Origin of the sequence: Thiobacillus sp., assembly GCA_024235835.1 — a bacterium.
GTDB lineage: Bacteria > Pseudomonadota > Gammaproteobacteria > Burkholderiales > Thiobacillaceae > PFJX01.
In genome coordinates, this window is the sequence record JACKLQ010000002.1 from 551,692 (window position 1) to 575,665 (window position 23,974).

Here is a 23,974-nt window from a genome sequence, read left to right on the forward strand (position 1 = left end):
CCTCAGACAGCCAGACGCTTGCGGCCTTTGGCGCGACGGGCGTTGATCACGGCCCGGCCGCCCTTGGTGCTCATACGTGCGCGAAAACCATGGGTGCGCTTGCGGCGGACGACGGAGGGCTGGTAAGTACGTTTCATGACGGAACCTCAGAATGGATATGACCAGGAAGAGCCTGGCGAAAAGCGGCGTATTAGACTCATAGCTGCATGATTTGTCAATCTTTTCCAGGCTTTCCCGGGGCGGTGCTAGAATGCTTCGGCACTCGGTTGTGCCCCCATTGCCATCTCTACTCCCGGATCGACAGCCCCGCTCATGGACGACTTTTGGAGCCATTGCCTCGCCCATTTCGAGCGGAGCCTTAACCCTCAACAACTCAACACCTGGATACGCCCCCTCTCCATTCAGCAAAGCCCCGGCAAGGTGGTGGTGACCGCCCCCAACAATTTCGTTGCCCAGTGGGTCCGCAACAAGTTCCTGACTGAAGTGCAAGGCTTGGCCAGGGAGTTCTTTCAGGAAGAAACCGAGGTATCCCTGATCATTGCCGCCGGAAAGTCCCAGGCACCAAGGGAACAGACAAGGGCAGTGAAGGTTCCGACCACGCCGGAGGTCCCATCCAGCAAGGTGGAAGCCGCCCAGGCCCCGGAGCCAACTCAAGTCAACGAAAGCCGCATCAATCACCAGTTCAATTTCGACAACTTCGTTGCCGGCAAGGCAAACGACCTGGCCCGGGCCGCCGCCCTGCAGGTGGCCGACAACCCGGGCTCCGGCTACAACCCCCTTTTCGTCTACGGTGGCGTGGGCCTGGGCAAGACCCACCTGATTCAGGCAATCGGCAATCGTTTGATGCAGCAGAACCCCAAGTCCAAGGTGCTGTATATCCACGCCGACCGCTATGTCTCCGACATGGTGCGGGCGGTGCGCGCCAACTCCTACGATGCCTTCAAACGACGCTACGACTCCCTGGACCTGCTGCTGATCGACGATATCCAGTTTTTCGCCGGCAAGGAGCGTACCCAGGAGCAGTTCTTCTACACCTTCAACACCCTCATCGAGGAACACAAGCAGGTCATCATCACCAGCGACACCTTCCCCAAGGACCTGGAAGGCATAGAGGAACGGCTGAAATCCCGCTTCAGCTGGGGCCTCACCGTCATGCTGGAACCGCCCGAGCTAGAAATGCGCGTGGCCATCCTGCTGGACAAGGCCCGCCAGGACAAGGTGTCCCTGGACGAAGGCACGGCCTTCTTCATCGCCAAGCAGGTGCGTTCCAACGTACGGGAACTGGAAGGGGCCCTGAAGCGGGTGATCGCCTATTCCCGTTTCAACAAGCTGTCCATCAGCGTTGAAGTGGCCAAGGAAGCCCTCAAGGACCTGCTGGCCGTGCAGAACCGACAGGTATCCATCGACAACATACAGAAGACGGTGGCCGACTACTTCAAGATCAAGGTGGCGGACATGTTCTCAAAGAAACGCACCCGCAACGTGGCCCGGCCCCGGCAGATGGCCATGTACCTGGCCAGGGAACTGACGGATCTGTCCTTCCCGGAAATAGGCCAGTCCTTTGGCGGCAGGGACCACACAACCGTCCTCCACGCCTGCGCCAAGATCGAGGAACTCAAGGCCACCGATCAGACCCTGCGCCGGGATTACAACCTCCTCATCCAAGTACTGACGGGCTAGGCATGGGACAATCTGTGGGTGATCCAGTGGATAAACGCTGCAAGAATTGGGGACAAGTCATGTATTTCGATATTTCAAAAAAGTTATCCACAATTCCTCCCCTGGCTGCCCACAGAGTGGTCCACTCTATTTTCAACAGCTTAAGCCCATGATCTTGGTACACTTTTCCCACTTGTTAACAGTAAACACCCGGACTCATTAAGAACATCAGGAAGAGACAAATGCTTGTACTGAAATCCTCCAAGGACGCTTTGCTCAAACCCCTGCAGGCCGTGGCCGGCGTAGTGGAGCGCAAGCACACCCTACCCATCCTCTCGAATGTACTCGTGGAGGTTGTTGGCGGTCGCGCGGCCTTTGTCGCCACTGACCTGGAGCTGCAGATCACCACCTGGGCTGAGGAGCAAGGAGCTGCTGACGCTGCCTTTACGGTGTCGGCTCGTAAATTCCTGGACATCTGCCGTTCCCTGGCCGGTGTGGATCCCATTTCACTGGAACTGGCCGGAGAGCAGTTGAAGGTCAATTCCGGCCGCAGCCGCTTCAGCCTGCAGACCCTCCCCTCCAGGGATTTCCCGAAACTGCAGATACCCGACGGCCAGGGACTTTCCTTCAGCCTGCCCCAGGCCCTCGTACGCAAGCTGCTTTCCCGGGTGCAATACTCCATGGCCGTGCAGGACATCCGCTATTACCTCAACGGCATGCTGCTGTCAGTCCAGGGCAAGCGACTCACCGTGGCCGCAACGGATGGACATCGCCTGGCCGTCGATGCGGCAGACCTGCCGGAAGAGGTGAGCCAGGGCGTGGATGTGATCCTGCCCCGCAAGACCGTATTGGAACTCATCAAGCTCCTGGGTGATGGGGAAGAGTCCATCCACGTGCAGGTGAACCAGAGCCAGGCGGTTTTTCGCCGCCCGGACTTCGAGTTGCGCAGCAAGGTAGTGGACGGCAAGTTTCCCGACTGGCAGCGGGTCATTCCCGTGGGACACGACAAGAGTTTCGACATCGAACGCCAGCGTCTCTCCCAGTCCCTGACCCGGGCCGCCATTCTGACCAATGACAAGTACCGCGGCGTGCGGCTGGCCCTGACCGGGGGGAGCCTGCGCATCGCCTGCAGCAACAACGAGCAGGAAGAAGCCCAGGAGGAGCTGGACATCGATTACACTGGCGAACCGCTGGACATCGGTTTCAACGTCCAGTACCTGCAGGACGCCCTCAACAACCTGGAGGGAGAGTCTGTGAACTGCTCCTTCGGCGATCCAACCAGTTCAATGCTGATCAGCGTGCCGGGAGACGAGAACTTCCGCTACGTGGTCATGCCGATGCGTATTTGATCCAGTAAGCGGGTACCCGCGGCGGTAAGGTGCCGGGACGGCAGCCTTGCCCTTGAATTACTGGCTACGATTCACCAGCAAGAGAGGTTTCACGTGGAACAAGGCAGCGAAAACGGCGGCTACGACGAGGACAGCATCCAGCAACTGGAAGGCCTGGAGGCGGTGCGCAAGCGCCCCGGCATGTACATCGGCGACACCTCGGACGGCACCGGCCTGCACCACATGGTCTTCGAGGTGCTGGACAACGCCATCGACGAGGCCCTGGCCGGCTACTGCGACGACATCAAGGTCATCATCCATCCGGACAACTCCATATCCATCAGCGACAACGGACGTGGCATCCCCACCGGCATCAAGTTCGACGACAAGCACGAGCCCAAGCGTTCCGCCGCCGAGATCGTCATGTGCGTGCTGCATGCCGGCGGCAAATTCAACCAGAACAGCTACAAGGTGTCCGGTGGCTTGCACGGCGTAGGTGTGTCCTGCGTGAACGCCCTGTCCAAGTGGCTGCGCCTGACCATCAACCGGGACGGCAAGAAGCACGTCATGGAGTTCGAACGCGGCCATGCTGTGAACCGGGCCATCGAGGTGCAGAATGGCGTGGAGGTATCACCGCTGCGGGTTGTAGGCGATACCATCCGCAAGGGTACGGAAGTACATTTCCTGGCTGATGAAGATATCTTCGGCCACGTGGAATTCCACTATGACATCCTGTCCAAGCGTATCCGCGAGCTTTCCTTCCTCAACAATGGGGTGAAGATAGAACTCGTTGACGAAAGGGACGGCCGTTCCGAGAACTTCGCATTTTCCGGCGGAGTGAAGGGGTTTGTGGAGTACATCAACCGCAACAAGACCGTGCTGCACCCCAATGTGTTCTATTCAACCGGAGATAGCAGCACCGAGATCCCCATCAGCGTGGAAGTGGCCATGCAGTGGAACAACAGCTATCAGGAACAGGTGCTGTGTTTCACCAACAACATCCCCCAGCAGGATGGGGGCACCCATCTAACGGGCCTGCGGGCGGCCATGACCCGGGTGATCAACAAGTACATCGAGGAAAACGAGATCGCCAAGAAGGCCAAGGTGGACATCACCGGAGATGACATGCGCGAAGGACTGGCCTGCGTGTTGTCGGTGAAGATGCCCGATCCCAAGTTCTCTTCCCAGACCAAGATGAAACTGGTGTCTTCCGAGGCCCGTCCGGCGGTGGAGGAGGTGGTGGCCAGCAAGCTGGCGGAATTCCTGCTTGAAAAGCCCCTGGATGCCAAGACCATCTGCGGCAAGATCGTGGAGGCCGCCCGAGCCCGGGAAGCAGCCCGCAAGGCCCGGGAAATGACCCGGCGCAAGGGGGTGTTGGACTCAGCTGGACTGCCAGGCAAGCTGGCGGACTGCCAGGAGAAGGATCCGGCCTTGTGTGAGTTGTATCTCGTCGAGGGTGATTCCGCAGGCGGCTCCGCAAAGCAGGGCAGGGATCGCAAGTTCCAGGCCATCCTGCCCCTCAAAGGCAAGATCCTCAACGTGGAGAAGGCGCGTTTCGACAAGATGTTGTCTTCCCAGGAGGTTGCCACCCTCATCACCGCCCTGGGCACGGGCATCGGCAAGGACGACTACAACCCCGAGAAGCTGCGCTACCACCGCATCATCATCATGACCGACGCGGACGTGGACGGTTCCCACATCCGCACCCTGCTGCTCACCTTCTTCTACCGCCAGATGGGTGAACTGGTGGAGCGGGGACATATCTACATCGCGCAGCCGCCCCTCTACAAGGTCAAGCAGGGCAAGCGGGAAACCTACCTGAAGGACGACTACGAGCTGAAGCAGTATCTGCTGCGGGAAGCCCTCAACGGCGCGGAATTGATCCCCGCCGCCGGAGCCGAGCCCCTGGCCAAGGAGAGCTTTGAGGGCATCGCCCGGGAGTTCCTGTTGTCCGAGGCCATGATCGAGCGCTTGTCCCGGCGCATGGATGCGGACGTGCTCTACAGCCTGCTCAAGGTGCCACCTGTCTCCATGGCCGACGAAGACGCTGTCAAGGCTGCGGCGGATGCGCTGACAAAGGAACTTGTCAAGCTGGGCCCGGTGAAGATCACCCCCCTGCTGGAAGGCGAAGCGCCGGAAGGAGACAACGCGGATTTGCGGAGCTGGCGCCTGGAGATCACCAAGACCCGTCATGGCATCGGCCATACCAGCTATCTTGACGCCAATTTCATCGAAGGGGGCGACTACGACCAGTTGCGCCGCACGTCCGACATCCTGTTGGGCCTGCTGCGGGAGGGCGCAGAAATCCGTCGTGGCGAGGCAAAGTCCCCGGCCCAGGATTTCCGCCAGGCCATGGACTGGTTGCTGGGAGAGGTGAAGAAGAACATCGGCATCCAGCGCTACAAGGGCCTGGGCGAGATGAACCCGGAACAACTCTGGGAAACCACCATGGACCCCAGCGTGCGACGCCTGCTGAGGGTGCAGATTGAGGATGCCATTGCCGCGGACGGCATCTTCACCACCCTGATGGGCGAAGAAGTGGAGCCCCGCCGCAACTTCATCGAATCCAATGCCCTGGGGGTAAGGAACCTGGACGTCTGACGCGCCCATGCGCATCTGGGTCGATGCGGATGCCACGCCCGGAGTCGTCAAGGAGATTCTGTTTCGCGTCGCGGACAGGAAGCAGATTCCCATGACCCTGGTGGCCAACAAGCTGCTCAGAGTGCCGCCATCCCCCTTCATTCGGGCGCTCCAGGTGCCCGGCGGCTTCGACGTGGCTGACAACGAGATCGCTCTACGCATGGCAGCGGGGGATCTTGTGATCACTGCCGACATTCCCCTGGCTGCCCAGGTTATCGAGAAGGGCGGCCATGCGCTCAATCCGAGAGGCGAGTTCTACAGCCTGGATAACATCCGCGAACGCCTCAACATGCGGGACTTCATGGAAGCATTGCGGGGTAGCGGCGTGGAAGTGTCTGGGCCGGCGCCCTTTGCCCAGGCCGACAGGCAGGCCTTTGCTAACCAGTTGGACCGCTTCCTGGCCCGGATGCCGAAATCTCCCTGAGGGCAGGTATTTGCATGAGGGCAAAGATCATCCTGATCACCGGCGTAAGCAAGGGTCTGGGCCGGGCCATGGCCGTGGAATTCATACGCCTGGGACACCGGGTGGCCGGTTGTGCCCGCGACAGAGAGGCCATGGCGGAACTGACCCGCATTTACGGCCCCGAAAGCCGGTTTGATGTGGTGGATGTGGCTGACGACGCGGCCGTGGGAGCCTGGGCACGGGAAGTGCTCCCTGTCATGGGCCCGCCGGACCTCCTGGTCAACAACGCCGCCCTCATCAATCGCAACGACGTGTTGTGGCAGGTCCCCCGGCAGGAATTCGATGCGCTCATCGATGTGAACATCAAGGGCGTGGCCAACGTGATCCGTCATTTCGTGCCTGCCATGGTGAACAGGGGCGAGGGTGTAATCGTCAATTTCAGTTCCGGCTGGGGACGGGAAACGGACCCCCAAGTGGCCCCCTACTGCGCCACCAAATGGGCCATGGAAGGCCTTTCAAAGGCCCTGGCCCAGGAACTGCCCCGGGGCATGGCAGCCATACCCCTGTCACCGGGCATCATCGACACGGACATGCTGCGATCCTGTTTCGGCGCCGAAGCGTCCCGGTACCCGGGACCAGAAGCCTGGGCCAGGACCGCGGTGCCCTACCTGCTTGGGCTGGGGCCCGGGGACAACGGGCAGTCCCTCACCGTTGGCGATCGCTGAGCAAACTGATCCATGGCAAATATGGTCGCACTGGAGCGCATGCTTCAATCCCAGGGCTTCGGCAGCCGCAAGGAATGCCGGCAACTGATCCGTGACGGTCGGTTCGAGTTGGAGGGGAGGGTGGTACAGGAACCCTTCTTGAACATGGCGGTGGATGGCATGGAGTTCACCGTGGATGGCGTGGCCTGGACTTACCGGCCCCGGGCCTATGTGATGCTGCACAAGCCGGAGGGCTACGAGTGTTCCCGCTCGCCCAGGCATCATCCCGGCGTGCTAACCCTGTTGCCCGAACCCCTGGAGCGACGAGGTGTGCAGCCCGTGGGGCGGCTCGACGAGGACACCACGGGCCTGCTGTTGCTGAGCGACGATGGCGATTTCATCCACCGCCTCATCTCCCCCAGGTACAAGGTGCCCAAGGTGTATCGGGTGACCGCCAAGCACCCGGTCAGCGCGGATCAGCTAGCCGCCCTGCTCGAAGGCGTATTGCTGCATGACGAGACAGAACCGGTGGCTGCCATGAATTGCGAGAAAGTGAGCGATCGCTTACTGACTCTGACTCTGGCGGAAGGGCGCTATCACCAGGTCAAACGCATGGTGGCCGCCGCTGGCAACCGGGTGGAGGCATTGGCCCGGGTGGCCATCGGTGGCCTCGGCCTGCCGGATGATTTGCCTCCTGGTGCCTGGCGCTGGCTGGAGGCGGAAGACCTTGCCCGGTTTCAGCCGGACTGATTATCTCCTGGGGTTCAATCCGAGGCCCCGGGGCGAATCGCTCCTCGGCTGCCCTGAAGCTCTGAGAGAGCTGCTACATAGCCAGTGCGGCCCGCCGGCACTCGCACTTCAGATTCACGCCCTCGCCGGGCCGGGCACTGCAACTGAAGGCCTGGACTCCCCTGTCGCCGCAGATCTCGCGGCACTGGCTTTCCTTGTTGAGACAGGCGTCCAGGTAGGCTGGGGCGGGGGTTTCGCTGGAACTGAAGGAGATGCAGCCGGCCAGGGACAGGGCGGCGCAGGTCATGGCGAGGGAGGTCTGGGCGTTCATGGGGGCTCCGGAATGACATACACGAGACATAACGTCCGCTGCCGGCCATGGGATGACCTGAGTCCGGACCGAGTTATGTACGGGGCGATCATCCGACCATGCATCAACTCATCACCAGGCCCAGGATACCCAGGATGAACAGCACCACGCCGCCGGTGACCACGTTTGGATCGGGTTCATGGAGGTTCTGCCGTACCTGGAGTTCCATCCGGTCGATCTGGATCACGAGGGGATTCACCGCATTGATTTCCAGGCGGTAGTTGCCGGGCAGCACCTGCTGCATGAGCAGCAGGTGTTCACGGAATACAGGGTTTGAGTTGGACACGCTCTTTACCCCCAGGGCGAAGCCCAGGGGCTTGGCGGCTTCTTCCCCGCGGTACAGGGTGGCGGTGTAGAGGTCCTTGGGTGGCTTGGCATCATCCATGTTGGGGGAGAAATGACCCTGGGCCAGCAGGATCAATCCAGTGGGTGCCATGGATTCGTTCAGGCTGAAAGGCCCCGTCCGCCATGCAGGCAGACCCCCTTCCACGGATTCGGCCGGCGCCAGAGTGAGCAGGCTGGCCTGGCTGCCGGTATAGAACTTGGCATGGATCCAATAGCCAGGGGCCAGGATAAGGCCCAGAAATATGAGGGTGAAGGAAAATTTCTTGATCATGGTTCGATGTGGCTGACCGGGTTCGCCAGGAGGTGGGAAAGAAAGGCTCGTAGTTTGGCGGGTTTCAGGGGTTTGTGCAGTATGGGCATGCCAGACTTGCGAAGAGTCTGGATGGTCTCCGGCGCCGTATCGCCGGTGATCAGCGCGGCGGGAACCGGACCGAAGGCGGCCTGCAGGATGGCGATGGCCTCTATGCCCGTTTGCCCATCCTTCAGGCGATAGTCGCAGAGAATGACGTCCGGCTTGCGTCCCAGTTCATCCAATTCCCGCCGCACCTGGTCGGCATCCTCGCCGGCGGCCAGGCCAACCCCCCATTGGCCGAACACCTCCGCCATGGCCTCGAGGATGGATTCATCGTCGTCGATGAAGACCACCAGGGCATGCTCCAGGGGAACGCCCAGGGTCCTGGCAGCGGGTTTGGGCATGTCCGTCCGCTGAGCATGGCAACGTGAAAAGCGAAGATCAAAGCAGGACCCCCTGTCTACCCTGGAACGCACCTGGACGCTGCTGCCCAGGAGGCGGGCCAGGCGGGCGACGATGGCAAGGCCCAGACCCAGGCCCTTGTCGCGGTGGCGTTCGGGATTGGCCAGCTGAAAATATTCCTCGAATACCTTGGCCTGGAATTCGGCGGGAATGCCCTTGCCCGTGTCCCATACCTCCAGTCGCAACCAATCCTTCTGCACCCGGCGAGCGCCCAACAATACGCCGCCGGTGTCGGTATAGCGCAGGGCATTGGAGATCAGGTTGGCCAGGATACGCTCCAGCAGAGCCGGGTCGCTGTAGACCCATACCTTGGAGCGATGGATGATCAGTCGCAGGCCCTTGACCGATGCAACAGGGGCGAATTGACGCTCAAGGTTGTCCAGCACACGGGCCAGGGGAAAGCATTCCGGCCTGGCCTCCACTACCCCAGCCTCCAGGCGCGAGAGGTCCAGCAACGCGTTCAGGAGGTTTTCCATGGTGGTGGCCGAGGATTCGATGTGGTCCGCCAGTCGTTTTGCCTCGCCTTCAGGCACCCGTTCCTGGAGCGCCTCCACCAGGAGGGACAGGGCATGCAGGGGCTGGCGCAGATCGTGGCTGGCTGCAGCCAGGAATCGGCTCTTTGCCAGGGTGGCGGATTCAGCCTGGGCTTTCTGGGCACGCAGTTCCGCAGTAGCCTCCTCGATGCGCTGGGCCAGGATGCGCTGGTTCTCCTCCAGCCGGGAGGCCATCTGGTTGATGCCCTGCTGGAGCATGCCCAATTCTCCCGGCGAATCCTGCTGGACCCGCTCATCCAGGTTGCCCTGGGCGATCAGACCCACGGTCCGGGTAATTTCATGTAAGGGCTCACTTACAACTCCGGATAGGCGCCACGCGAGGACCAAGGCCAAGCTAATGCTCAGGAAAGCCATGCCGGCCGCTGCAAGCCCCACTTGGGAACGCGTCAGTTCAACTGGCATGCGGGTCATGGAGATGACCACGTAGGCCGTTGGCACGTGGGGTTTGGTCATGGGTTCCAGGTAGGGATCGCTCTCCTGAGGAGTCGGTGGATTAACGGGATGAGAGAAGAAGTACAAGCGTTCCTTGCGCTGCTGGAGCGGAATGGCCTGCTTGAGGTCAGGGAGGGGGCCGGGGGCCCCGCTGAGCAGTGTCCAAACCTGGCCGTCAGTGATGGCCACGGATTGGGCGCCGATGCTGTGGCGCTCCAGGTCCATCTGGCGCTTGACGTAGGGCAGGTTGCCCGTGAACAGGTCGAAAGCGATCCCTTCCGCCAGGCGCCGAACAGAATCACGGCCTTTGCTGGTCAGGGCGGATTCCGCCTCGTTGGTGCTGCGATGGGCAAAGTACGCGGCAAAAAGACCCACGGCCACGAGCAGAGGCAGCAGGGCCACGATGAGGATGCGCAGCCGCAGGCTCAGGGTAGGGGAGTTGCCAGGCGCAGCCAGCACGTGGAGCGGTGTCGCTAGAAAAGGAGCGTCCAGGTAACAGGCTAGAGGGAGTTGTGCAGCCCCATCTTCTGGGCCACCAATACCGCCTCGGTTCGATTGTTGACCTTGAGGATGCGGAAAATGGCGGCCAGATGGATTTTCACCGTACCCTCGGTCACCTCCAGGGCCTTGGCAATCTGCTTGTTGCTGACGCCCTTGGCCAGTTCCCTGAGGACGTCGATCTGTCGGGAGGTGAGGGCGGCATGGCGCATATTCTCCTGTACGTAGGGTTGGCCCTCGTTCCGGTCCAGGATGCTGGGAGGGACGTATACGCCGCCCGCCAGCACCAGTTTCAGGGCGCCCAGGATCACTTCGCTGGAGGAGGATTTGGTGAGGTATCCCAGGGCGCCGGCGGCCAGCAGTTGCTGGATATCCTCGGTCTGCTCCGAGGCGGACAACACGACCACGGGAATATCGGGGAATGCGGCACGGAAACGGGTGATGCCTTCAATACCGTCCATGCCGGGCATGTAAAGGTCCATCAGGGCCAGGTCCACACCGCCTTGCATGTAGCCTGCCTGATGCATCGCCTCGAAAGAGGAGGGATAGTCCATGGCCTCCACCAGTTCGATATCGGGCTCCAGCTTTTCCAGGACCGGCTTCAATCCCTCCCTGAACAAGGGGTGATCATCCGCCAACAATATCCGCATGAAGGCCTCCGTTGTCTACATGTTCGTCCATGCATTTGTTCTGTTCAACCGAACCTGTCCTTTTCCCGAGGAGAAGAGCAACAGGCAACCTGGACCTGGGTTCTCCGCGCTCCTGCCGCACGCGCCGTCAATTTCCAGGCCCATGCAGGTACAGGGGATTTCATCATTCCAGGCCAAGGCGTTGCCAGAGGGTGCTGGTCAGCCCCGCCTGGTTCAGCGTGTAGAAGTGCAGACCCGGCGCTCCGCCCGACAACAGACGTTCGCATTGTCCCGAGACGTAGTCCAGCCCGAAAGCCCGGATGGAGGCCGTGTCATCCAGGTAGCTTTCCATCTTGCGTGCCAGCCAGCGGGGAATTTCCGCGCCGCACATGGCCGAGAATCGGGCCAGTTGGCTGTAGTTGGAGATGGGCATGATGCCGGGCACGATGGGCAGTTCCACGCCAAGTTCGGCGCAGTCGTCGATAAAGTTGAAATAGGCGTCGGCGTTGAAGAAGTACTGGGTGATGGCGGAGTTGGCCCCCGCATCGCACTTGCGCTTGAAGTTGAGCAGGTCCTCGCGGTAATTGCGGGCCTGGGGGTGGGTCTCGGGGTAGGCGGCCACTTCGATCTCGAACCAGTCACCGGTCTCCTGACGGATGAAACCTACCAGTTCATTGGCATAACGGAATTCACCCGGGTCCGCCATGCCGGAGGGCAGGTCGCCCCTCAGAGCGACGATGTGTCGGATGCCGTGGGACTTGTAGATATCCAGGATTTCCCGGATCTTGGTCTGTGTGGAGCCCACGCAGGACAGGTGGGGGGCGGCGGCCAGGCCCTCCGCCTGGATTTCCAGCACCGTCTCCAGGGTGCGTTCCTGGGTGGAGCCGCCGGCACCGAAGGTCACGGAAAAGAACTTGGGTTTGAGCTGGGCCAGCTGGCGACGGGTCTCCCGCAGCTTGGCCATGCCCTCCTCGGTCTTGGGAGGGAAAAATTCAATGCTGTAGGTGGGCAAGGTCATGGCGCTGCGTGGTCTGTTGGGTGGGGCGATTCTAACCCAGGGCCACACCCAGGACCCGACCGATGGCCCAGGTGGCCCCCCCGGCGGCGGCGCCGATGAAGAGCATGCGCAACCCGCCCAGGAAAGCGTGCCGTCCGGTGAACAGGCTGATGGCCGCGCCCACGCCGAAAAGGGAGATGCCAGTACAGGTCAACACGCCCACGAAGGCGCTGGTACCCGAAAGCAGCAGATAGGGCATCACCGGCAGGGAGGCGCCGAAGGCAAAGGAGATGAAGGAACTGATGCCGGCGCCCCAGGGCGAGCCCAGATCATCCGGATTCAGCCCCAATTCCTCCCGCGCCAGGGTATCCAGGGCCCGGTCCGGGTCCTGCAGCAGGGTGTCGGCCATCTGCCGAGCCTGGGCGGCGTCGATGCCCTTGGCTTCGTAGATCAGGGCCAGTTCCGCCGCCTCTTCCTGGGGGTATTGGTCCAGTTCTTCCCGCTCCAGGGTCATCTGGTATTCGTGGAACTCACGTTGTGAACGCACGGAAACATATTCTCCTGCCGCCATGGAGAAGGCGCCTGCCAAGAGGCCTGCCATCCCGGACAGCAGGATCACATCGGCGTCGGCCCCGGCCCCCGCCACGCCCAGGATCAGGCTGGCGTTGGAGATGAGGCCATCGTTGACCCCGAACACGGCGGCCCGCAGGTTGCCGCCACCGGGGGACTTGTGCAGGTCGGGGTCGATCTGGTCCAGGCGCGTGGGTATGCTCCGGGGCCTGGGGCCGTGGTACAGGCTCATGCCCCGCACCTTCATGGCGGCGAGGATGCCCTTCATGGCGCGCACCCCCAGGCGGGGGATGAGCCAGCCGATGAAGCGGGTGCGCGGGTCGGGCCGGTAGGTCGCCGGAACGGCATGGCCAGCCTTGACCACGGCCTCGCCCCAGATGCCCGCCTGGCGCTCGGCCACCTGGGCCAATTCCAGGAAAAGCACCTGGCGAGGCGAACCCGATTCCGCGTCGGAGACGATGCGGTACAGCCAGGCGGAGCGCTTTTCCTCGGTCCAGTTTTCCAGTGCGTTCATAAATGGATTATCAACCAGAAGCCGGGCTGGCCAAACGACGGTATTGCACCGCCTCGGCCACATCGGACGGGCGGATCACCTCGGTGCCTGCCAGGTCGGCGACGGTGCGCGCCACGCGCAGCACCCGGTGGTAGCCCCGGGCGGAAAGATTGAGGCGGGCGATGGCCTGTTTCAGCAGGGCCAGGGCCTCGCCATCCGCCAGGCAATGGCGCTCGATCTCCTGCCCCGCGAGATGGGCGTTGGGTTTTCCCTGCCGCTGGAGCTGTATATCCCGGGCCCGTATGACACGGGCGCGAACCTCGGCGGAGCCTTCGTTATCCCCCATGCGGATGAGGTCCGCCTCGGGCAGGGCGGGCACCTCGATATGCAGGTCGATGCGGTCCAGCAGGGGACCGGAAATACGCCCCCGGTAGCGGGCCACCTGTTCCGGCGTGCAGCGGCACTTGCCCGAGGGATGCCCCAGGAAACCGCAGGGGCAGGGGTTCATGGCCGCCACCATCTGGAAGCGTGCGGGAAAATCCGACTGCCGAGCAGCCCGGGAGATGGTGATGCGGCCGTTCTCCAGGGGTTCCCGCAACACTTCAAGGGCCTTGCGGTCGAACTCGGGCAGCTCGTCCAGGAATAGCACGCCATGGGTGGCCTGGCTCACCTCGCCGGGCCGGGGCGGGTTGCCTCCTCCCACCAGGGCGATGCCCGAGGCCGTGTGATGGGGTGAGCGGAAGGGCCGCCGTCCCCAGGCCTCGGGCCGGAACACGCTGGACAGGGACAGCACGGCGGCAGACTCCAGGGCCTCCTCCTGGGTCATGGGGGGCAGGATGCCCGGCAGGCGCTGGGCCAGCATGGACTTGCCCGTGCCCGGCGGCCCGCTCATGAGAAGTGAATGGGCTCCGGCGGCGGCGACTTCCAGCGCTCGCCGGGCCGCCTGCTGGCCCTTCACGTCGGCCAGGTCGGGGTAGGGCAGGTCAGTGGTTGTTTCACGTGGAACAGCCTGGACCAGGGGCGTATGGTCCATGAGGTGGGCGCAGACCTCCAGCAGGCTCCGGGCGCCGAACACCCGGGCATCTTGGACCTGGGCGGCCTCCTCCGCATTGTCCAGGGGCAGGATGAAGGCCCTCCGGTCCTTGCTGGCGGATAGCATCATGGCGAGGGCGCCCCGGATGGGGCGCAGGGCTCCGGTCAAGGCCAGCTCGCCAGCAAACTCGTACCCGTCCAGGGCGGGGATGGGCAACTGGCCGGAAGCGGCCAGCAGGCCCAGGGCGATGGGCAGGTCGAAACGGCCGGACTCCTTGGGCAGGTCGGCGGGCGCCAGGTTGACAGTGATGCGGCGCTGGGGGAACTCGTAACCGGATTGCAGCAAGGCGGCCCGTACCCGGTCACGGGCCTCCTTCACCTCCGCTTCCGGCAGGCCCACCAGGGTGAAGGAGGGCAGGCCGTTGGCCAGGTGGGTCTCAACGACGACTTCCGGGGCCTCCATGCCCGCCAGGGCGCGGCTCCTGACAACGGCTAGCGACATATTCTCTCCCTGTCATTTTCTTTGCGGCCTCAACGCTTTCTTCGCAGTCCCTGACGGCCTGCCCAGTCCCGGGCGAACTGCTGGGCCACCCGGCCGGAGCGGCCGCCCCGCTGTATGGCCCATTGCAGGGCTTCCTGGTTCATGGCCCCGGTGGCGGAGCCACCCAGGGCCTCCACCCAGCCGGCGACGATGGCCAGGTAGTCGTCCTGGCTGAAGGGCCAGAAGGTCAGGGTCAGGCCGAAGCGGTCCGACAGGCTGACCTTCTCCTCGGTGCTTTCACCGGGCCGGATCTCGCCCCGCTCGTCGGAATTGGCTGCCGTGTTTTCAGCCATGAATTCCGCCATGAGGTGGCGCCGGTTGGACGTGGCGGCAATGAGCACGTTCTCCGGCAGCCCCGCCACGGAGCCATCCAGGGCGGCCTTGAGGGGTTTGTAGGCGGCGTCGCCGGGCTCGAAGGACAGGTCGTCCGTGAACAGGATGAAACGCCAGGGCTGGTCCGCAAGGCGCTCGGTGATGTCCGGGAGATGGATGAGGTCGTCCCGGTCCACCTCCACCAATCGCAATTTCTGTCTTGCAAAGCGAGGCAGCAGGGCCTTGATGAGAGAGGACTTGCCGCAACCCCGGCTGCCGGTAAGCAGCACGTTGTTGGCCGGCAGCCCCTTGAGGAACTGGCGCGTGTTGCGTTCCAGGGCGGACTTCTGCTCGTCGATGCGGGCGAGGGCCTCCCAGGGTGGGCAGTTGAGGGTGGTCACGGGCACCAATCGGCCCCTGCCCCGGCCTGGCTCGGCGCGCCAGCGACAGGCCAGGGCAGTGCGCCAGTCGATGACGGGTGGCGGCGGCGGCAGCCAGGCATCCAGCCGGTTAAGCAGGTCGTTGCCCCGGGCTATGAGCAGAGCCAGTTCCGGGGACACCCGGTAGACCGGGGCAGCGTCGGCGGCCTCGCCCAGGAGTTCGTCTAGCTCGTCGTAGTCTTCGCCGGGCATGTTGGTCAGGTCCGGTATTCTGCGTTGATCTTCACGTAGTCGTAGGAGAAGTCGCAGGTCCACACGGTGGCCACGACATTGCCACGGGCCAGGTCCACACGCACGTTGATCTCCGGCGCGGCCATGACCCGGGCGCCTTCCGCTTCCTGGTAGGACCCGGCCCGACCGCCGTTTTCGGCCACCAGCACGTTGCCCAGCCAGAGCCGTATGCGGTCCACGTCAAGATCGTCGATGCCCGCATAGCCGATGGCTGCCAGGATGCGGCCCAGATTGGGGTCTGAGGCGAAGAAGGCGGTCTTCACCAGGGGGGATCTGGCGATGGCATAAGCCACCTGCTTGCACTCGGCCTCGTCGCGGCCGCCTTCCACGCGCACTTCCATGAACTTGGTGGCGCCTTCGCCGTCCCGCACGATGGCCTGGGCCAGCTGGATCATGACCTCGGTGACGGCGGATTGGAGAGAGGCGAATCGGGGGTCGCCGTCGTCCATGATCACCGGTGCTGCAGTGGCGCCGGTGGCGACGAGGATGCAGGAGTCGTTGGTGGAAGTGTCGCCGTCCACGGTGATGCAGTTGAAGGACTTGTTCACGGCGTGGCGCAGGATGGCCTCCAGGGCCTCGCAGGACACGGGGGCGTCCGTGGCCAGAAAGGACAGCATGGTGGCCATGTTGGGATGGATCATGCCGGAACCCTTGGCGATGCCGGTGACAACGAAGTCCACGCCATTCAGGGCCACCTTGCGGGAGGCGGCCTTGGCCACGATGTCAGTGGTCATGATGGCTTCCGCCGCCTGGGCCCAGTTGGCCGGTTTAAGGTCGGCGATGGCGGCGGGCAGGGCGGCCACGACCTTTTCCAGGGGCAGGGGTTCCAGGATGACGCCGGTGGAAAAGGGCAGCACCTGCTCGGGCTGGATGCCCATCCGCTCAGCCAGGGCGGCGCAGGTCTGGCGTGCCCGGGCCAGTCCGTCTGCGCCAGTGCCGGCGTTGGCATTGCCGGTGTTCACCACCAGGGCCCGGATGTGGCCTTCGCCGTGGAGGTGTTCCTTGCACACCGTCACCGGCGCGGCGCAGAAGCGGTTCTGGGTGAACACGCCCACCACTTCCGAATCCGGGGCGATGGACATGACCAGCACGTCCTTGCGTCCGGGCTTCTTGATTCCGGCGGAGGCGATGCCCAGCTCCACGCCGGGCACGGGCAGGAGGGCGGCAGGGTCTGGGGTGGGAAGGTTGACGGGCATGGCGGTGGTTCCTGTAAAAGATGCGGCCATTTTAATGGGAAATATCCAGTGCCCCGGACTCGGCTTCGCCTCCTCCAGGTTACCGGGGACCACCCCGGTATCCCGGAAATGCGCCAGCGCGTCCGGGGGATGTGCCGGTCAGGTGGGTGTTTGCGGACACCAGTACACCTGGCCATCCCCGAACACCAGGGCGGTACGCACCGTCTTGTCGGGGAACAGGCCCCGGGCGGCCTGTTCGTAGCGGGCCATCTGCTCCAGGTGGGGTCCGGCCCGGCGGCCCAGGTCCACCTCCCCCAGGCCACCGGTCTTGTAGTCCAGTACCCATACCTCCGCCTCGAATTCCACCAGCCGGTCCATGCGTGCCGACCGGCCTGCCTCATCGAGGAATTCCAGCTCGTTGTGGGCGCGCAGGAACCGGGCGGAATCGAAGGCCGGGGCCAGGTCCGGCAGGGAAAGGATGGTGCTGCCCATGGCCGCGATTCTATTTGCCTCGGCTGGGGCCAGGCCGAGCTGGACCCTGGCCTGGGCTTCGTCCATGCCGTTGGTGCGATGTTCGAGCCAGGCATGAAGGAGGGTGCCCAGAGTGGCTTCCGGACCCTCCAGGGGACGGCGGCTGCCGATGCCGGGCCACCCGGCCGGTGGGGGCATGCCCGCCATGGCCTGGGCTGCAGCCATTGCCGGGGGGGCTTTTTCCCGCCAGGTCATGGCAGGCAATGCCGCCATGTCGCATTGCGACAGGGCTGAAGTTAACTGGGCCAGCCAGGATGAGTCCTCTTCCTTGCGGGACTGGACTCCGGAGACAAACAGGGCCTGTCGTGCCCGGGTCATGGCCACGTAGAGCAGGTTGAGCCGCTCGGTGTCAGCCTGTGCCTTCTCACGCTGGAACAGGGCATCCCGGCCGGGGCCCCTCCACTCCTTGGGCCCGTATAGGGAGAAATGGGCCGGGCGCTCCGCGTCGGGTGGCCAGTCCATGAGCACCCCGTAGGCCGTGTCCTGTCCCGCCGTGGCGTCGGCCTTGATGAGAAAGACCACTGGGGATTCCAGGCCCTTGGCGCTGTGGATGGTGAGCATGCGCACCCGGTCGCCGGCGGCGGCAGGAGGCTCGTCGGGACCCTCCTGTCCTGCCTTGTCCCGCAGGCGCCGCAACTCGTCCAGGTAACGGGGCAGGCTGGGATAACGCCCCCCGGACAGGGAGAGGGAAAGGCCCAGCAGGCCCTCCAGGTTGGCCTGCACGGTAGCCTGCAGGGCGGGCGGGACAGCCATGGCGTAGTGGGCGCTCACATCGCCTTGATGATAGATACGGTCCAGCAGGTCGTGGACGGGCACGGTGCCGGCCAAGGCATGCCATTCGCCCAGCAGAAGGGCGGCCCGGCGGATTGACTCGGGTGCCTGGGGCCGGTTTGCCCAGGCGGCAAGACGATCCCACCAGGAAGTCTCCTCATCCTGGGCCAGGGCCAGGAGGTCCTGGTCGCCCAGGCCGAAAATGGGGGATTTCAGGGCATGGGCCAGAGCCAGGTCGTCCCGGGGATCCACCAGGCAGGTCAGAAGGGCGGTGAAGTCCCGGGCCTCCAGGGTGTTCAGCAGTTCCCCCCGGCGGTCCGTGATGTAGGGAATGCCTACAGCCTTGAAGGCATCCTCGAAGACCTGGATATCGGCCCTTTTGGCATAAAGCAGGGTGATGTCGCCATATCGGGCGGGGCGGGGCGGGGTGTCCCGGATTTCCAGCCGGCCGACGATTTCATGGATGCGACGGGCCACCCAGGCGGCTTCATGGCTTCGCCGATGTGGGGGACTGAAAGGGGGCGTGGTCAGTGGAAGGCGGCATTCCCCCGGCGCCTGGGGCACGCCATCTGCGGGATCGGTAGCGAATAACTCGCACCAGCCGGGCAATTGGGCCTGGTGGGCCGTGTGGGCGGCAAACCCTGCGTAGTCCGGGCGCTGGGCGAACACCGCGTTCACCCAGGCCACCACCCGGGGTGCGCAACGGCGCGTCTCGTTCTGGGGGAAGTGCCGGGCCCCATAATGTTCCGCCAGCCAGGCACCCGCAGCCTGGAACAGGCGGGGCTCGGCACGACGGAAACGGTAAATGGATTGCTTGGGGTCTCCCACTAGGAAGACCGTGGGATGGCTGCCGTCCTGTCCGTAGGCATCCAGCCAGGCCCTGAGAATGCCCCATTGCAAGGGGTTGGTGTCCTGGAACTCATCCAGCAGCAGGTGCTTCCAGCGGGCATCCAGCTTGATGAATACGGCCGCCGCAGCCGCTTCGTCAGAGAGCAGCCGGGCCACTTCCATCTCGGCGTCGGTAAAGTCCATGGCCCCCTGATCCGCCTTGAGGCGCTGGAAATGCTCCAGGTAAGCCAGCCCGACGGTGAGGCCCAGGCGGTTTAAATGCAAGGCACGTTGCTCGGCCAGACGCTGGCGTGCTCGGACCAGTTCCTCCGCCAACTGCTGGTGGAGGGCCACATAACGTTGTGCCGCCTCCGGGCCCAGGTTGCCATCCAGCGTCCGGGTGAGCCTGAGCACCCGGGGCTCCCCATCGGTGAGCAGACAGCGGCAAAGGTTCTCGAAGCAGGTATCCCGGCACGTGGACCAAGCGTCAAGGGCGGCGTCTAGCGATTGGGCGCGCTTGGCTTCCGACTTCAGCCGCCCGGCTTCCTGGCCGAGGAGCTGGCGATATTCCTCCACATGGGCCGCCAGGCCCGGCTGATTGAAGAGATCGTCCAGGGGGGATGCCTCCTCGGTGACGCCCAATAGCGTCTCCAGGTCAGCCTGGGCCCGGTCCCTGTCGGCGCCATGGGCCCACCACTCCGCGCGCCGTTCAAGCAGGGCATCCAGCAGATCGCGGAAACTGCCCAGGGGGAAGTGGTGTGCCAGTTCCTCGAAGGCTTGGACTGGGGGCGTGCCTGGGGTCTTGCCCAGTGACTCGGTGAAATCGAACCAGGCCTCCTCCCCCAGGAGGGCAGGGTGCTCCACCAGTTCCTGCGCGATCTGCCGGGTCAGGGGGGCATGGTCCAGGAGATGAAAGAACCAGCCATGGAATGTCGTGATGAGGGGGCCCGGGCGGGCTGTCAGCACCGCCTCCAGCAGGCCGCGTGCACAGGGCAGGGCCGCCCGGGCATCTTGCTCGCCCAAGCCACGTTGCATGAGGAAATCCATGGCCTGGTCATCAGGCAACAGGGCCAGGTCCTGGAGCCACGCATCCAGCCGAGCCCGCATCTCTTCCGCCGCCTTACGGGTGAAAGTGATGGCCAGCAGTTCGGACGGTTCGGCGCCCGCCAGCATCAGCCGCAGCATGCGGGACACCAGCAGCCAGGTCTTGCCGCTGCCGGCGCAGGCCTCGACTATAGAGCTATGGCTGGGATCAAGGGCGGCGAGAAGTTCGGGGGCATCCATCGGCCCCAATTTAACGGCACGGCCGGAATTAGAAAACTCGGGCGATGGGATGCGGGAATACGGTCAGGGCTATTGGGGCTTGGACGGGAAATCGTCGAAGACATCCGAAACCCTGCGCACGCGCCACAGGTAGTAGAGCGCCAGGAGAGAGAGGCCCATCTGGACCAGCAGAAAACGGTCCTTGGTGGTGAGGGCGTAGCTTGCCCAGAGCGAGGCGTGCACCTGGGAGTACAGCAAAAGCAACTGGGAAACCAGGGACAAACTGAGCAGCCATTTCCCCAGCCGCCAGATATGCCGCCACGCGTTGCCTGAATCGGGCAAACGCTTGACCCACGCCCCGATGACCAGGGCGGCGGGCAGGCCGCACAACAAGGAGAAGGGCGTGGCGTAGTGTTGTAGGGGCATGAACGCCACCTGCAACTTGGGGCTCGGGTTATAGGCCAGCAGGATGAACACCAGGGGCAAGGTGCAGTAGATCATGATCGCGACCAGCAGGAAGGTGGGCTTCAGGGCCAGGTAGCGGTCGAATGATTCGGGGGGGTAAGCCCAATCCATCCTAGGGTGATTTACCGTTTAGGGGATTTCTTAGGGTTTTCAGCAGAATTAAGTGGCTTATGCAGGTAAACAACCAACCCTTCTGTAGCCATATCGATGAATTCCTTGCTGTAGTTGTGCTCGATCAAACGCCACTTGAAAGCATGGCTCAGTCGCGTACGCCCAATGAGCCCGAGTTTGTTGTTGTAGCGGAAGGACTGGGCTTCCCCATAGAGACCCTCAAGGATGTTGGCAATTCGATTGGCAGATATTTTATGGTCGCCAGGCTTATCCAAGGAAGGCGGGTAGAGCAGGGATAAGCGATTTGCCAGGTTGGAACCGAACTCAGCGCTGGCTTTGCCTAGCAGGTTGTTAAGTAGTCTTAATACCATACAGAGTGCCGTAAAGTGACAGTGGCCTGACGAAAATTGTCAGGCCACTGGTTCTAGAAAAAGCGAAGATCAACCGGCGCAAGTGCCAGGGGCGTACTTGGTGGGGGTCATCGTGCAGCTCCAAGCCACGACGTTTGTGGGGGCAACCGCGCTCACGCTGGGGGTCATCACAATTGAAATGTGGTCCGCTGCCGCTACGCCAATGGCAGCATCGATGCCGACGACACCAATGATGCCGTTCGTTACGGAGACTGCGGCGACGTATTGAGTAGCTCCGGCAGCCAGGCCATCAATATCCACCAGATCCCTGCCACTCTGGACTTGTTCGGCAACGGCGGTGCGCATCGAAGAGGCGGCTAGGATCAATTCCGAGGCACGCGCCTTGATGCGGTAGTCCGTGTACGCGGGCACGGCGATGGCGGCAAGAATACCGATGATCGCCACGACGATCAGCAGCTCGATCAGGGTAAAACCCTTTTGCATGGATTTCTTCATAAGAGACTCCTTGTGTTGTGGGGCCGATGTGGCACTGGCCTTAAGCAAGCTTCATGCCTCATTTCGAGGGCACTGCAACCATGCTGACAATGCTACCTGGACTTGCTGGAGGACGGCATCCCAGTCACCTGGCATGGGTTGACGGAACATGCGGGTCGAAGGGTACCAAGGCATGCTGGGTGAAGTGAGGCCATAGCGCCATTCTGGAACGTGGGGGGTTAACACCCAACAGGGTTTGCCCAGCGCACCGGCATAGTGGACTGTGGTGTTGCAGACAGTGATCACCATATCCAGTGCACAGATGAGGGCGGCGAATTCGTCGAGATCGGCCATGGCCTCGGGGAAATTGAGAATATCCAAGCCTTGCTTGCCAGCAAATGCGGAGATTTCCTCGGCCACATCACCATATTGAAGGTTCACGAAGCGGGCGTGCGGATCACAGAGTAGGGGAGCTAGCTGATCGAGCGCGAGTGAGCGTATGGCCTGGCGGGTTCTTTGCAGACCTCCACGCCAGGTGAAACCAATGGCTGGACGGCCTGTTCCCAGGCGCTCTCGCCAGTAGGCGACCCTTTCGCGATCCGCCGACAGATAACCTCGATGCTTGGGGAATGCCTCTCGGTTCCGCCTGAAATAATAAGGAAGGTCGGCAATGGGCAGGTAATAGTCAGGCTCCAGTCCCGCAGGCAGCCAGTCGAAGTTTTTTTGCCCACTGGCGAAGACCTGGATCTCGGGAAACGAGCGGGCGAGGGTTCTCTCCACGCGTTCATGCGCCTCCAGTAACACCCGCTTGGGGTGGAGCGCCAGGAGGTCGGGCAGGCAGGAGGTGAACATCACCTGGTCTCCCAGCCCTTGTTCGGCCAGTATCAGAATGGTCTTTCCGGCGGGGTCTTCGCCTTGCCAATGGGGATAGGGCAGCAGGCGTTGGTGTTCGGCATCCAGCAGCGCGCGGTGCCGATAACCTTCCCAGCCGGCCGCGTAATCTTCATTCTGAAGTTGCAGCATCCCCAGGAAAACCTGAAAACCCGCGGAAGTGGCTTCATGCTGCTGGGCCTGATGAACCAGCTTCATGGCTTCATCGAAATTGCCAAGATAGGCATGGGAGACTGCGCGACTTGAAAGAAGAAAAGGAGCCACGGAGGGCGCCTGGGCTTCCACCCGGTCGCAGGTGGCCAAGCATTCAGGGTAGCGACAGGCGTTTGAATATGTGAATGCGAGTTGGATGAGGGTTTCCGGTTTGTCGGACAGGGCCGCGGCCCGTTCGGTTGGAGCTACCGCGTCATTGACTTTGCCAAGATCGCGCAACACCTGGCCCAGCCCGAGCAGGGCCTCCACATGGTCGGGGGATCTGGCCACGACGCGTTCGTAAATATCACGCGCCAAGCGAAGCTGGCCAAGCTGCGAGGCAATTTTGGCTTTCAGCACGAGCAAATCCACATGTTCATGGTGGTGCGCCAGGGCGATGCGCAGGATGTCGCGGGCATCCTCGACACGCAAGGCATTCATATGGGCTTGAATTAGGCGGGAGGCGAGGTCCACATCATCGGGATGCGCGCTGAACTGAGATTCCAGCCGGGATATGTCATCGCTCGAGAGGCCATAGCTTGGTGGACGGTCATGTGCGTGGGGATGCAGTTCGATTACGCCAGCCTCGGCGTCGAAATGGGTTGAATAGTCCGGTGGAGCGGCGAAAAGGGCCAGATTTTGTTGCGCGGGTTCATAGTCGGGGTCAAGTTCCAGCGCGCGCCGGATATGGCGTAAGGCATCGTCGGTGTCGCCAAGGACCTGGAGGGCAATGGCAAAATTATTTAGCGCGGGAACATTTTCAGGGTCGAGCAGCACGGCCTGGCGGAGGGTGTCACGCGCGGGGCCGTAAGATTTCGTGGCGATTTGGCACAAGCCTAGCTGGGCCAGGTAACGCGCAGTTCTTTGACTGAGATTGCAGGCGTATTGCGCTTGAGCCAAGGCATCGAAGTAGCGGCCCGATTCGTAGTATGTAAGCGACAAACCATAATGTGCCATGGCAAGTCCTGGTTTCTCACGGAGCGCTTTCATGAAGAGGTCTTCCGCCTCCGCTATGTGCTTGAGGTGGTATTCCACTTCTCCAATGAGGGCCATGACTTCGGGTGCCTGGCCTGCCTTACCAAGCAGAGGCAGGAGCAGGGCATGTGCTTCCTGCGCGCGTTTCTCCCGAATCAAACGGCGGACTTGATCTGGAATGGATTCTTTTATTGTTTCCGTTGCAGGAAACAAAATAGACTTAAACGTTCGCAAAAGCATGGACAAATTTGGTTTCGTTCAGGGTA

At 62.6% G+C, this 23,974-nt stretch carries 21 protein-coding genes; 6 read left to right on the plus strand and 15 right to left on the minus strand.

Features of this window, described 5'->3' with window-relative positions:
* Nucleotides 1-2: 2 nt before the first annotated feature.
* On the minus strand, nt 3-137 hold the full coding sequence (gene rpmH / locus H6935_10790; GenBank protein MCP5278830.1) for a 50S ribosomal protein L34: 135 nt from the start codon (nt 135-137) through the stop codon (nt 3-5).
* Nucleotides 138-312: 175 nt separating this feature from the next.
* Here rpmH and dnaA point away from each other — a divergent pair, with 175 nt between their 5' ends.
* From dnaA to H6935_10820, 6 genes are all read left to right on the plus strand, one after another.
* The gene (dnaA, locus tag H6935_10795) at nt 313-1,680 is read left to right on the plus strand and encodes a chromosomal replication initiator protein DnaA (GenBank protein MCP5278831.1); all 1,368 of its coding nucleotides are present in this window, start codon (nt 313-315) and stop codon (nt 1,678-1,680) included.
* A gap of 221 nt (nt 1,681-1,901) precedes the next feature.
* On the plus strand, nt 1,902-3,008 hold the full coding sequence (locus H6935_10800) for a DNA polymerase III subunit beta (GenBank protein ID MCP5278832.1): 1,107 nt from the start codon (nt 1,902-1,904) through the stop codon (nt 3,006-3,008).
* 93 nt (nt 3,009-3,101) lie between these two features.
* Nucleotides 3,102-5,588 carry a DNA topoisomerase (ATP-hydrolyzing) subunit B gene (gyrB, locus tag H6935_10805; GenBank protein ID MCP5278833.1) on the plus strand — a complete coding sequence of 829 codons (2,487 nt, stop codon included), beginning with the start codon at nt 3,102-3,104 and terminating at the stop codon, nt 5,586-5,588.
* A gap of 7 nt (nt 5,589-5,595) precedes the next feature.
* Nucleotides 5,596-6,051, plus strand: a complete 456-nt coding sequence (locus tag H6935_10810) for a YaiI/YqxD family protein (protein MCP5278834.1) — start codon at nt 5,596-5,598, stop codon at nt 6,049-6,051.
* A gap of 14 nt (nt 6,052-6,065) precedes the next feature.
* Nucleotides 6,066-6,755 carry an SDR family oxidoreductase gene (locus tag H6935_10815; GenBank protein ID MCP5278835.1) on the plus strand — a complete coding sequence of 230 codons (690 nt, stop codon included), beginning with the start codon at nt 6,066-6,068 and terminating at the stop codon, nt 6,753-6,755.
* A gap of 21 nt (nt 6,756-6,776) precedes the next feature.
* Nucleotides 6,777-7,484, plus strand: coding sequence for a pseudouridine synthase (locus tag H6935_10820; protein ID MCP5278836.1), 708 nt, complete (start codon nt 6,777-6,779; stop codon nt 7,482-7,484).
* 73 nt (nt 7,485-7,557) lie between these two features.
* On the opposite strand, the gene H6935_10825 is transcribed toward H6935_10820, so the two are convergent.
* The 14 genes from H6935_10825 to H6935_10890 all read right to left on the minus strand — a co-directional run bounded on the left by H6935_10825 (nt 7,558) and on the right by H6935_10890 (nt 23,948).
* The gene (locus tag H6935_10825; GenBank protein ID MCP5278837.1) at nt 7,558-7,794 is read right to left on the minus strand and encodes a hypothetical protein; all 237 of its coding nucleotides are present in this window, start codon (nt 7,792-7,794) and stop codon (nt 7,558-7,560) included.
* Nucleotides 7,795-7,897: 103 nt separating this feature from the next.
* Nucleotides 7,898-8,449, minus strand: coding sequence for a hypothetical protein (locus tag H6935_10830; protein MCP5278838.1), 552 nt, complete (start codon nt 8,447-8,449; stop codon nt 7,898-7,900).
* Complete coding sequence (locus H6935_10835) at nt 8,446-10,377, minus strand: hybrid sensor histidine kinase/response regulator (GenBank protein MCP5278839.1); 1,932 nt, start codon at nt 10,375-10,377, stop codon at nt 8,446-8,448. Before H6935_10835 ends, H6935_10830 begins: the two co-directional genes overlap by 4 nt.
* 41 nt (nt 10,378-10,418) lie before the next feature.
* A complete protein-coding gene (locus tag H6935_10840) occupies nt 10,419-11,066 on the minus strand; it encodes a response regulator transcription factor (protein ID MCP5278840.1) in 648 nt (215 codons plus the stop codon).
* Between the two features lie 163 nt (nt 11,067-11,229).
* The gene (gene metF / locus H6935_10845) at nt 11,230-12,063 is read right to left on the minus strand and encodes a methylenetetrahydrofolate reductase [NAD(P)H] (protein ID MCP5278841.1); all 834 of its coding nucleotides are present in this window, start codon (nt 12,061-12,063) and stop codon (nt 11,230-11,232) included.
* 31 nt (nt 12,064-12,094) lie between these two features.
* A complete protein-coding gene (locus H6935_10850) occupies nt 12,095-13,126 on the minus strand; it encodes a VIT1/CCC1 transporter family protein (GenBank protein MCP5278842.1) in 1,032 nt (343 codons plus the stop codon).
* A 10-nt stretch (nt 13,127-13,136) separates the two neighbouring features.
* On the minus strand, nt 13,137-14,639 hold the full coding sequence (locus tag H6935_10855; protein MCP5278843.1) for a YifB family Mg chelatase-like AAA ATPase: 1,503 nt from the start codon (nt 14,637-14,639) through the stop codon (nt 13,137-13,139).
* Between the two features lie 29 nt (nt 14,640-14,668).
* Nucleotides 14,669-15,622: an ATP-binding protein gene (locus H6935_10860; GenBank protein ID MCP5278844.1), complete on the minus strand. Its 954-nt coding sequence runs from the start codon at nt 15,620-15,622 to the stop codon at nt 14,669-14,671.
* A gap of 5 nt (nt 15,623-15,627) precedes the next feature.
* Nucleotides 15,628-16,857, minus strand: a complete 1,230-nt coding sequence (gene argJ, locus H6935_10865; protein MCP5278845.1) for a bifunctional glutamate N-acetyltransferase/amino-acid acetyltransferase ArgJ — start codon at nt 16,855-16,857, stop codon at nt 15,628-15,630.
* Nucleotides 16,858-16,995: 138 nt separating this feature from the next.
* A complete protein-coding gene (locus H6935_10870) occupies nt 16,996-20,250 on the minus strand; it encodes a UvrD-helicase domain-containing protein (GenBank protein ID MCP5278846.1) in 3,255 nt (1,084 codons plus the stop codon).
* 69 nt (nt 20,251-20,319) lie between these two features.
* Nucleotides 20,320-20,805, minus strand: coding sequence for a DUF2919 family protein (locus H6935_10875; GenBank protein MCP5278847.1), 486 nt, complete (start codon nt 20,803-20,805; stop codon nt 20,320-20,322).
* An 11-nt stretch (nt 20,806-20,816) separates the two neighbouring features.
* The gene (locus H6935_10880; GenBank protein ID MCP5278848.1) at nt 20,817-21,176 is read right to left on the minus strand and encodes a hypothetical protein; all 360 of its coding nucleotides are present in this window, start codon (nt 21,174-21,176) and stop codon (nt 20,817-20,819) included.
* A 69-nt stretch (nt 21,177-21,245) separates the two neighbouring features.
* Complete coding sequence (locus tag H6935_10885) at nt 21,246-21,659, minus strand: prepilin-type N-terminal cleavage/methylation domain-containing protein (protein ID MCP5278849.1); 414 nt, start codon at nt 21,657-21,659, stop codon at nt 21,246-21,248.
* Nucleotides 21,660-21,722: 63 nt separating this feature from the next.
* Complete coding sequence (locus H6935_10890) at nt 21,723-23,948, minus strand: tetratricopeptide repeat protein (protein MCP5278850.1); 2,226 nt, start codon at nt 23,946-23,948, stop codon at nt 21,723-21,725.
* Nucleotides 23,949-23,974: the final 26 nt, after the last annotated feature.

Bases quoted from the DNA above. Each gene is read 5' to 3' on its own strand.
- rpmH (MCP5278830.1), bottom strand. From the start codon at position 137: ATGAAACGTACTTACCAGCCCTCCGTCGTCCGCCGCAAGCGCACCCAT.
- H6935_10840 (MCP5278840.1), bottom strand. From the start codon at position 11,066: ATGCGGATATTGTTGGCGGATGATCACCCCTTGTTCAGGGAGGGATTG.
- H6935_10825 (MCP5278837.1), bottom strand. From the start codon at position 7,794: ATGAACGCCCAGACCTCCCTCGCCATGACCTGCGCCGCCCTGTCCCTG.
- H6935_10810 (MCP5278834.1), top strand. From the start codon at position 5,596: ATGCGCATCTGGGTCGATGCGGATGCCACGCCCGGAGTCGTCAAGGAG.
- argJ (MCP5278845.1), bottom strand. From the start codon at position 16,857: ATGCCCGTCAACCTTCCCACCCCAGACCCTGCCGCCCTCCTGCCCGTG.
- metF (MCP5278841.1), bottom strand. From the start codon at position 12,063: ATGACCTTGCCCACCTACAGCATTGAATTTTTCCCTCCCAAGACCGAG.
- dnaA (MCP5278831.1), top strand. From the start codon at position 313: ATGGACGACTTTTGGAGCCATTGCCTCGCCCATTTCGAGCGGAGCCTT.
- H6935_10860 (MCP5278844.1), bottom strand. From the start codon at position 15,622: ATGCCCGGCGAAGACTACGACGAGCTAGACGAACTCCTGGGCGAGGCC.
- H6935_10800 (MCP5278832.1), top strand. From the start codon at position 1,902: ATGCTTGTACTGAAATCCTCCAAGGACGCTTTGCTCAAACCCCTGCAG.
- H6935_10885 (MCP5278849.1), bottom strand. From the start codon at position 21,659: ATGCAAAAGGGTTTTACCCTGATCGAGCTGCTGATCGTCGTGGCGATC.
- H6935_10875 (MCP5278847.1), bottom strand. From the start codon at position 20,805: ATGGATTGGGCTTACCCCCCCGAATCATTCGACCGCTACCTGGCCCTG.
- H6935_10890 (MCP5278850.1), bottom strand. From the start codon at position 23,948: ATGCTTTTGCGAACGTTTAAGTCTATTTTGTTTCCTGCAACGGAAACA.
- H6935_10820 (MCP5278836.1), top strand. From the start codon at position 6,777: ATGGTCGCACTGGAGCGCATGCTTCAATCCCAGGGCTTCGGCAGCCGC.
- H6935_10850 (MCP5278842.1), bottom strand. From the start codon at position 13,126: ATGAACGCACTGGAAAACTGGACCGAGGAAAAGCGCTCCGCCTGGCTG.
- H6935_10855 (MCP5278843.1), bottom strand. From the start codon at position 14,639: ATGTCGCTAGCCGTTGTCAGGAGCCGCGCCCTGGCGGGCATGGAGGCC.
- H6935_10870 (MCP5278846.1), bottom strand. From the start codon at position 20,250: ATGGATGCCCCCGAACTTCTCGCCGCCCTTGATCCCAGCCATAGCTCT.
- H6935_10815 (MCP5278835.1), top strand. From the start codon at position 6,066: ATGAGGGCAAAGATCATCCTGATCACCGGCGTAAGCAAGGGTCTGGGC.
- H6935_10880 (MCP5278848.1), bottom strand. From the start codon at position 21,176: ATGGTATTAAGACTACTTAACAACCTGCTAGGCAAAGCCAGCGCTGAG.
- H6935_10830 (MCP5278838.1), bottom strand. From the start codon at position 8,449: ATGATCAAGAAATTTTCCTTCACCCTCATATTTCTGGGCCTTATCCTG.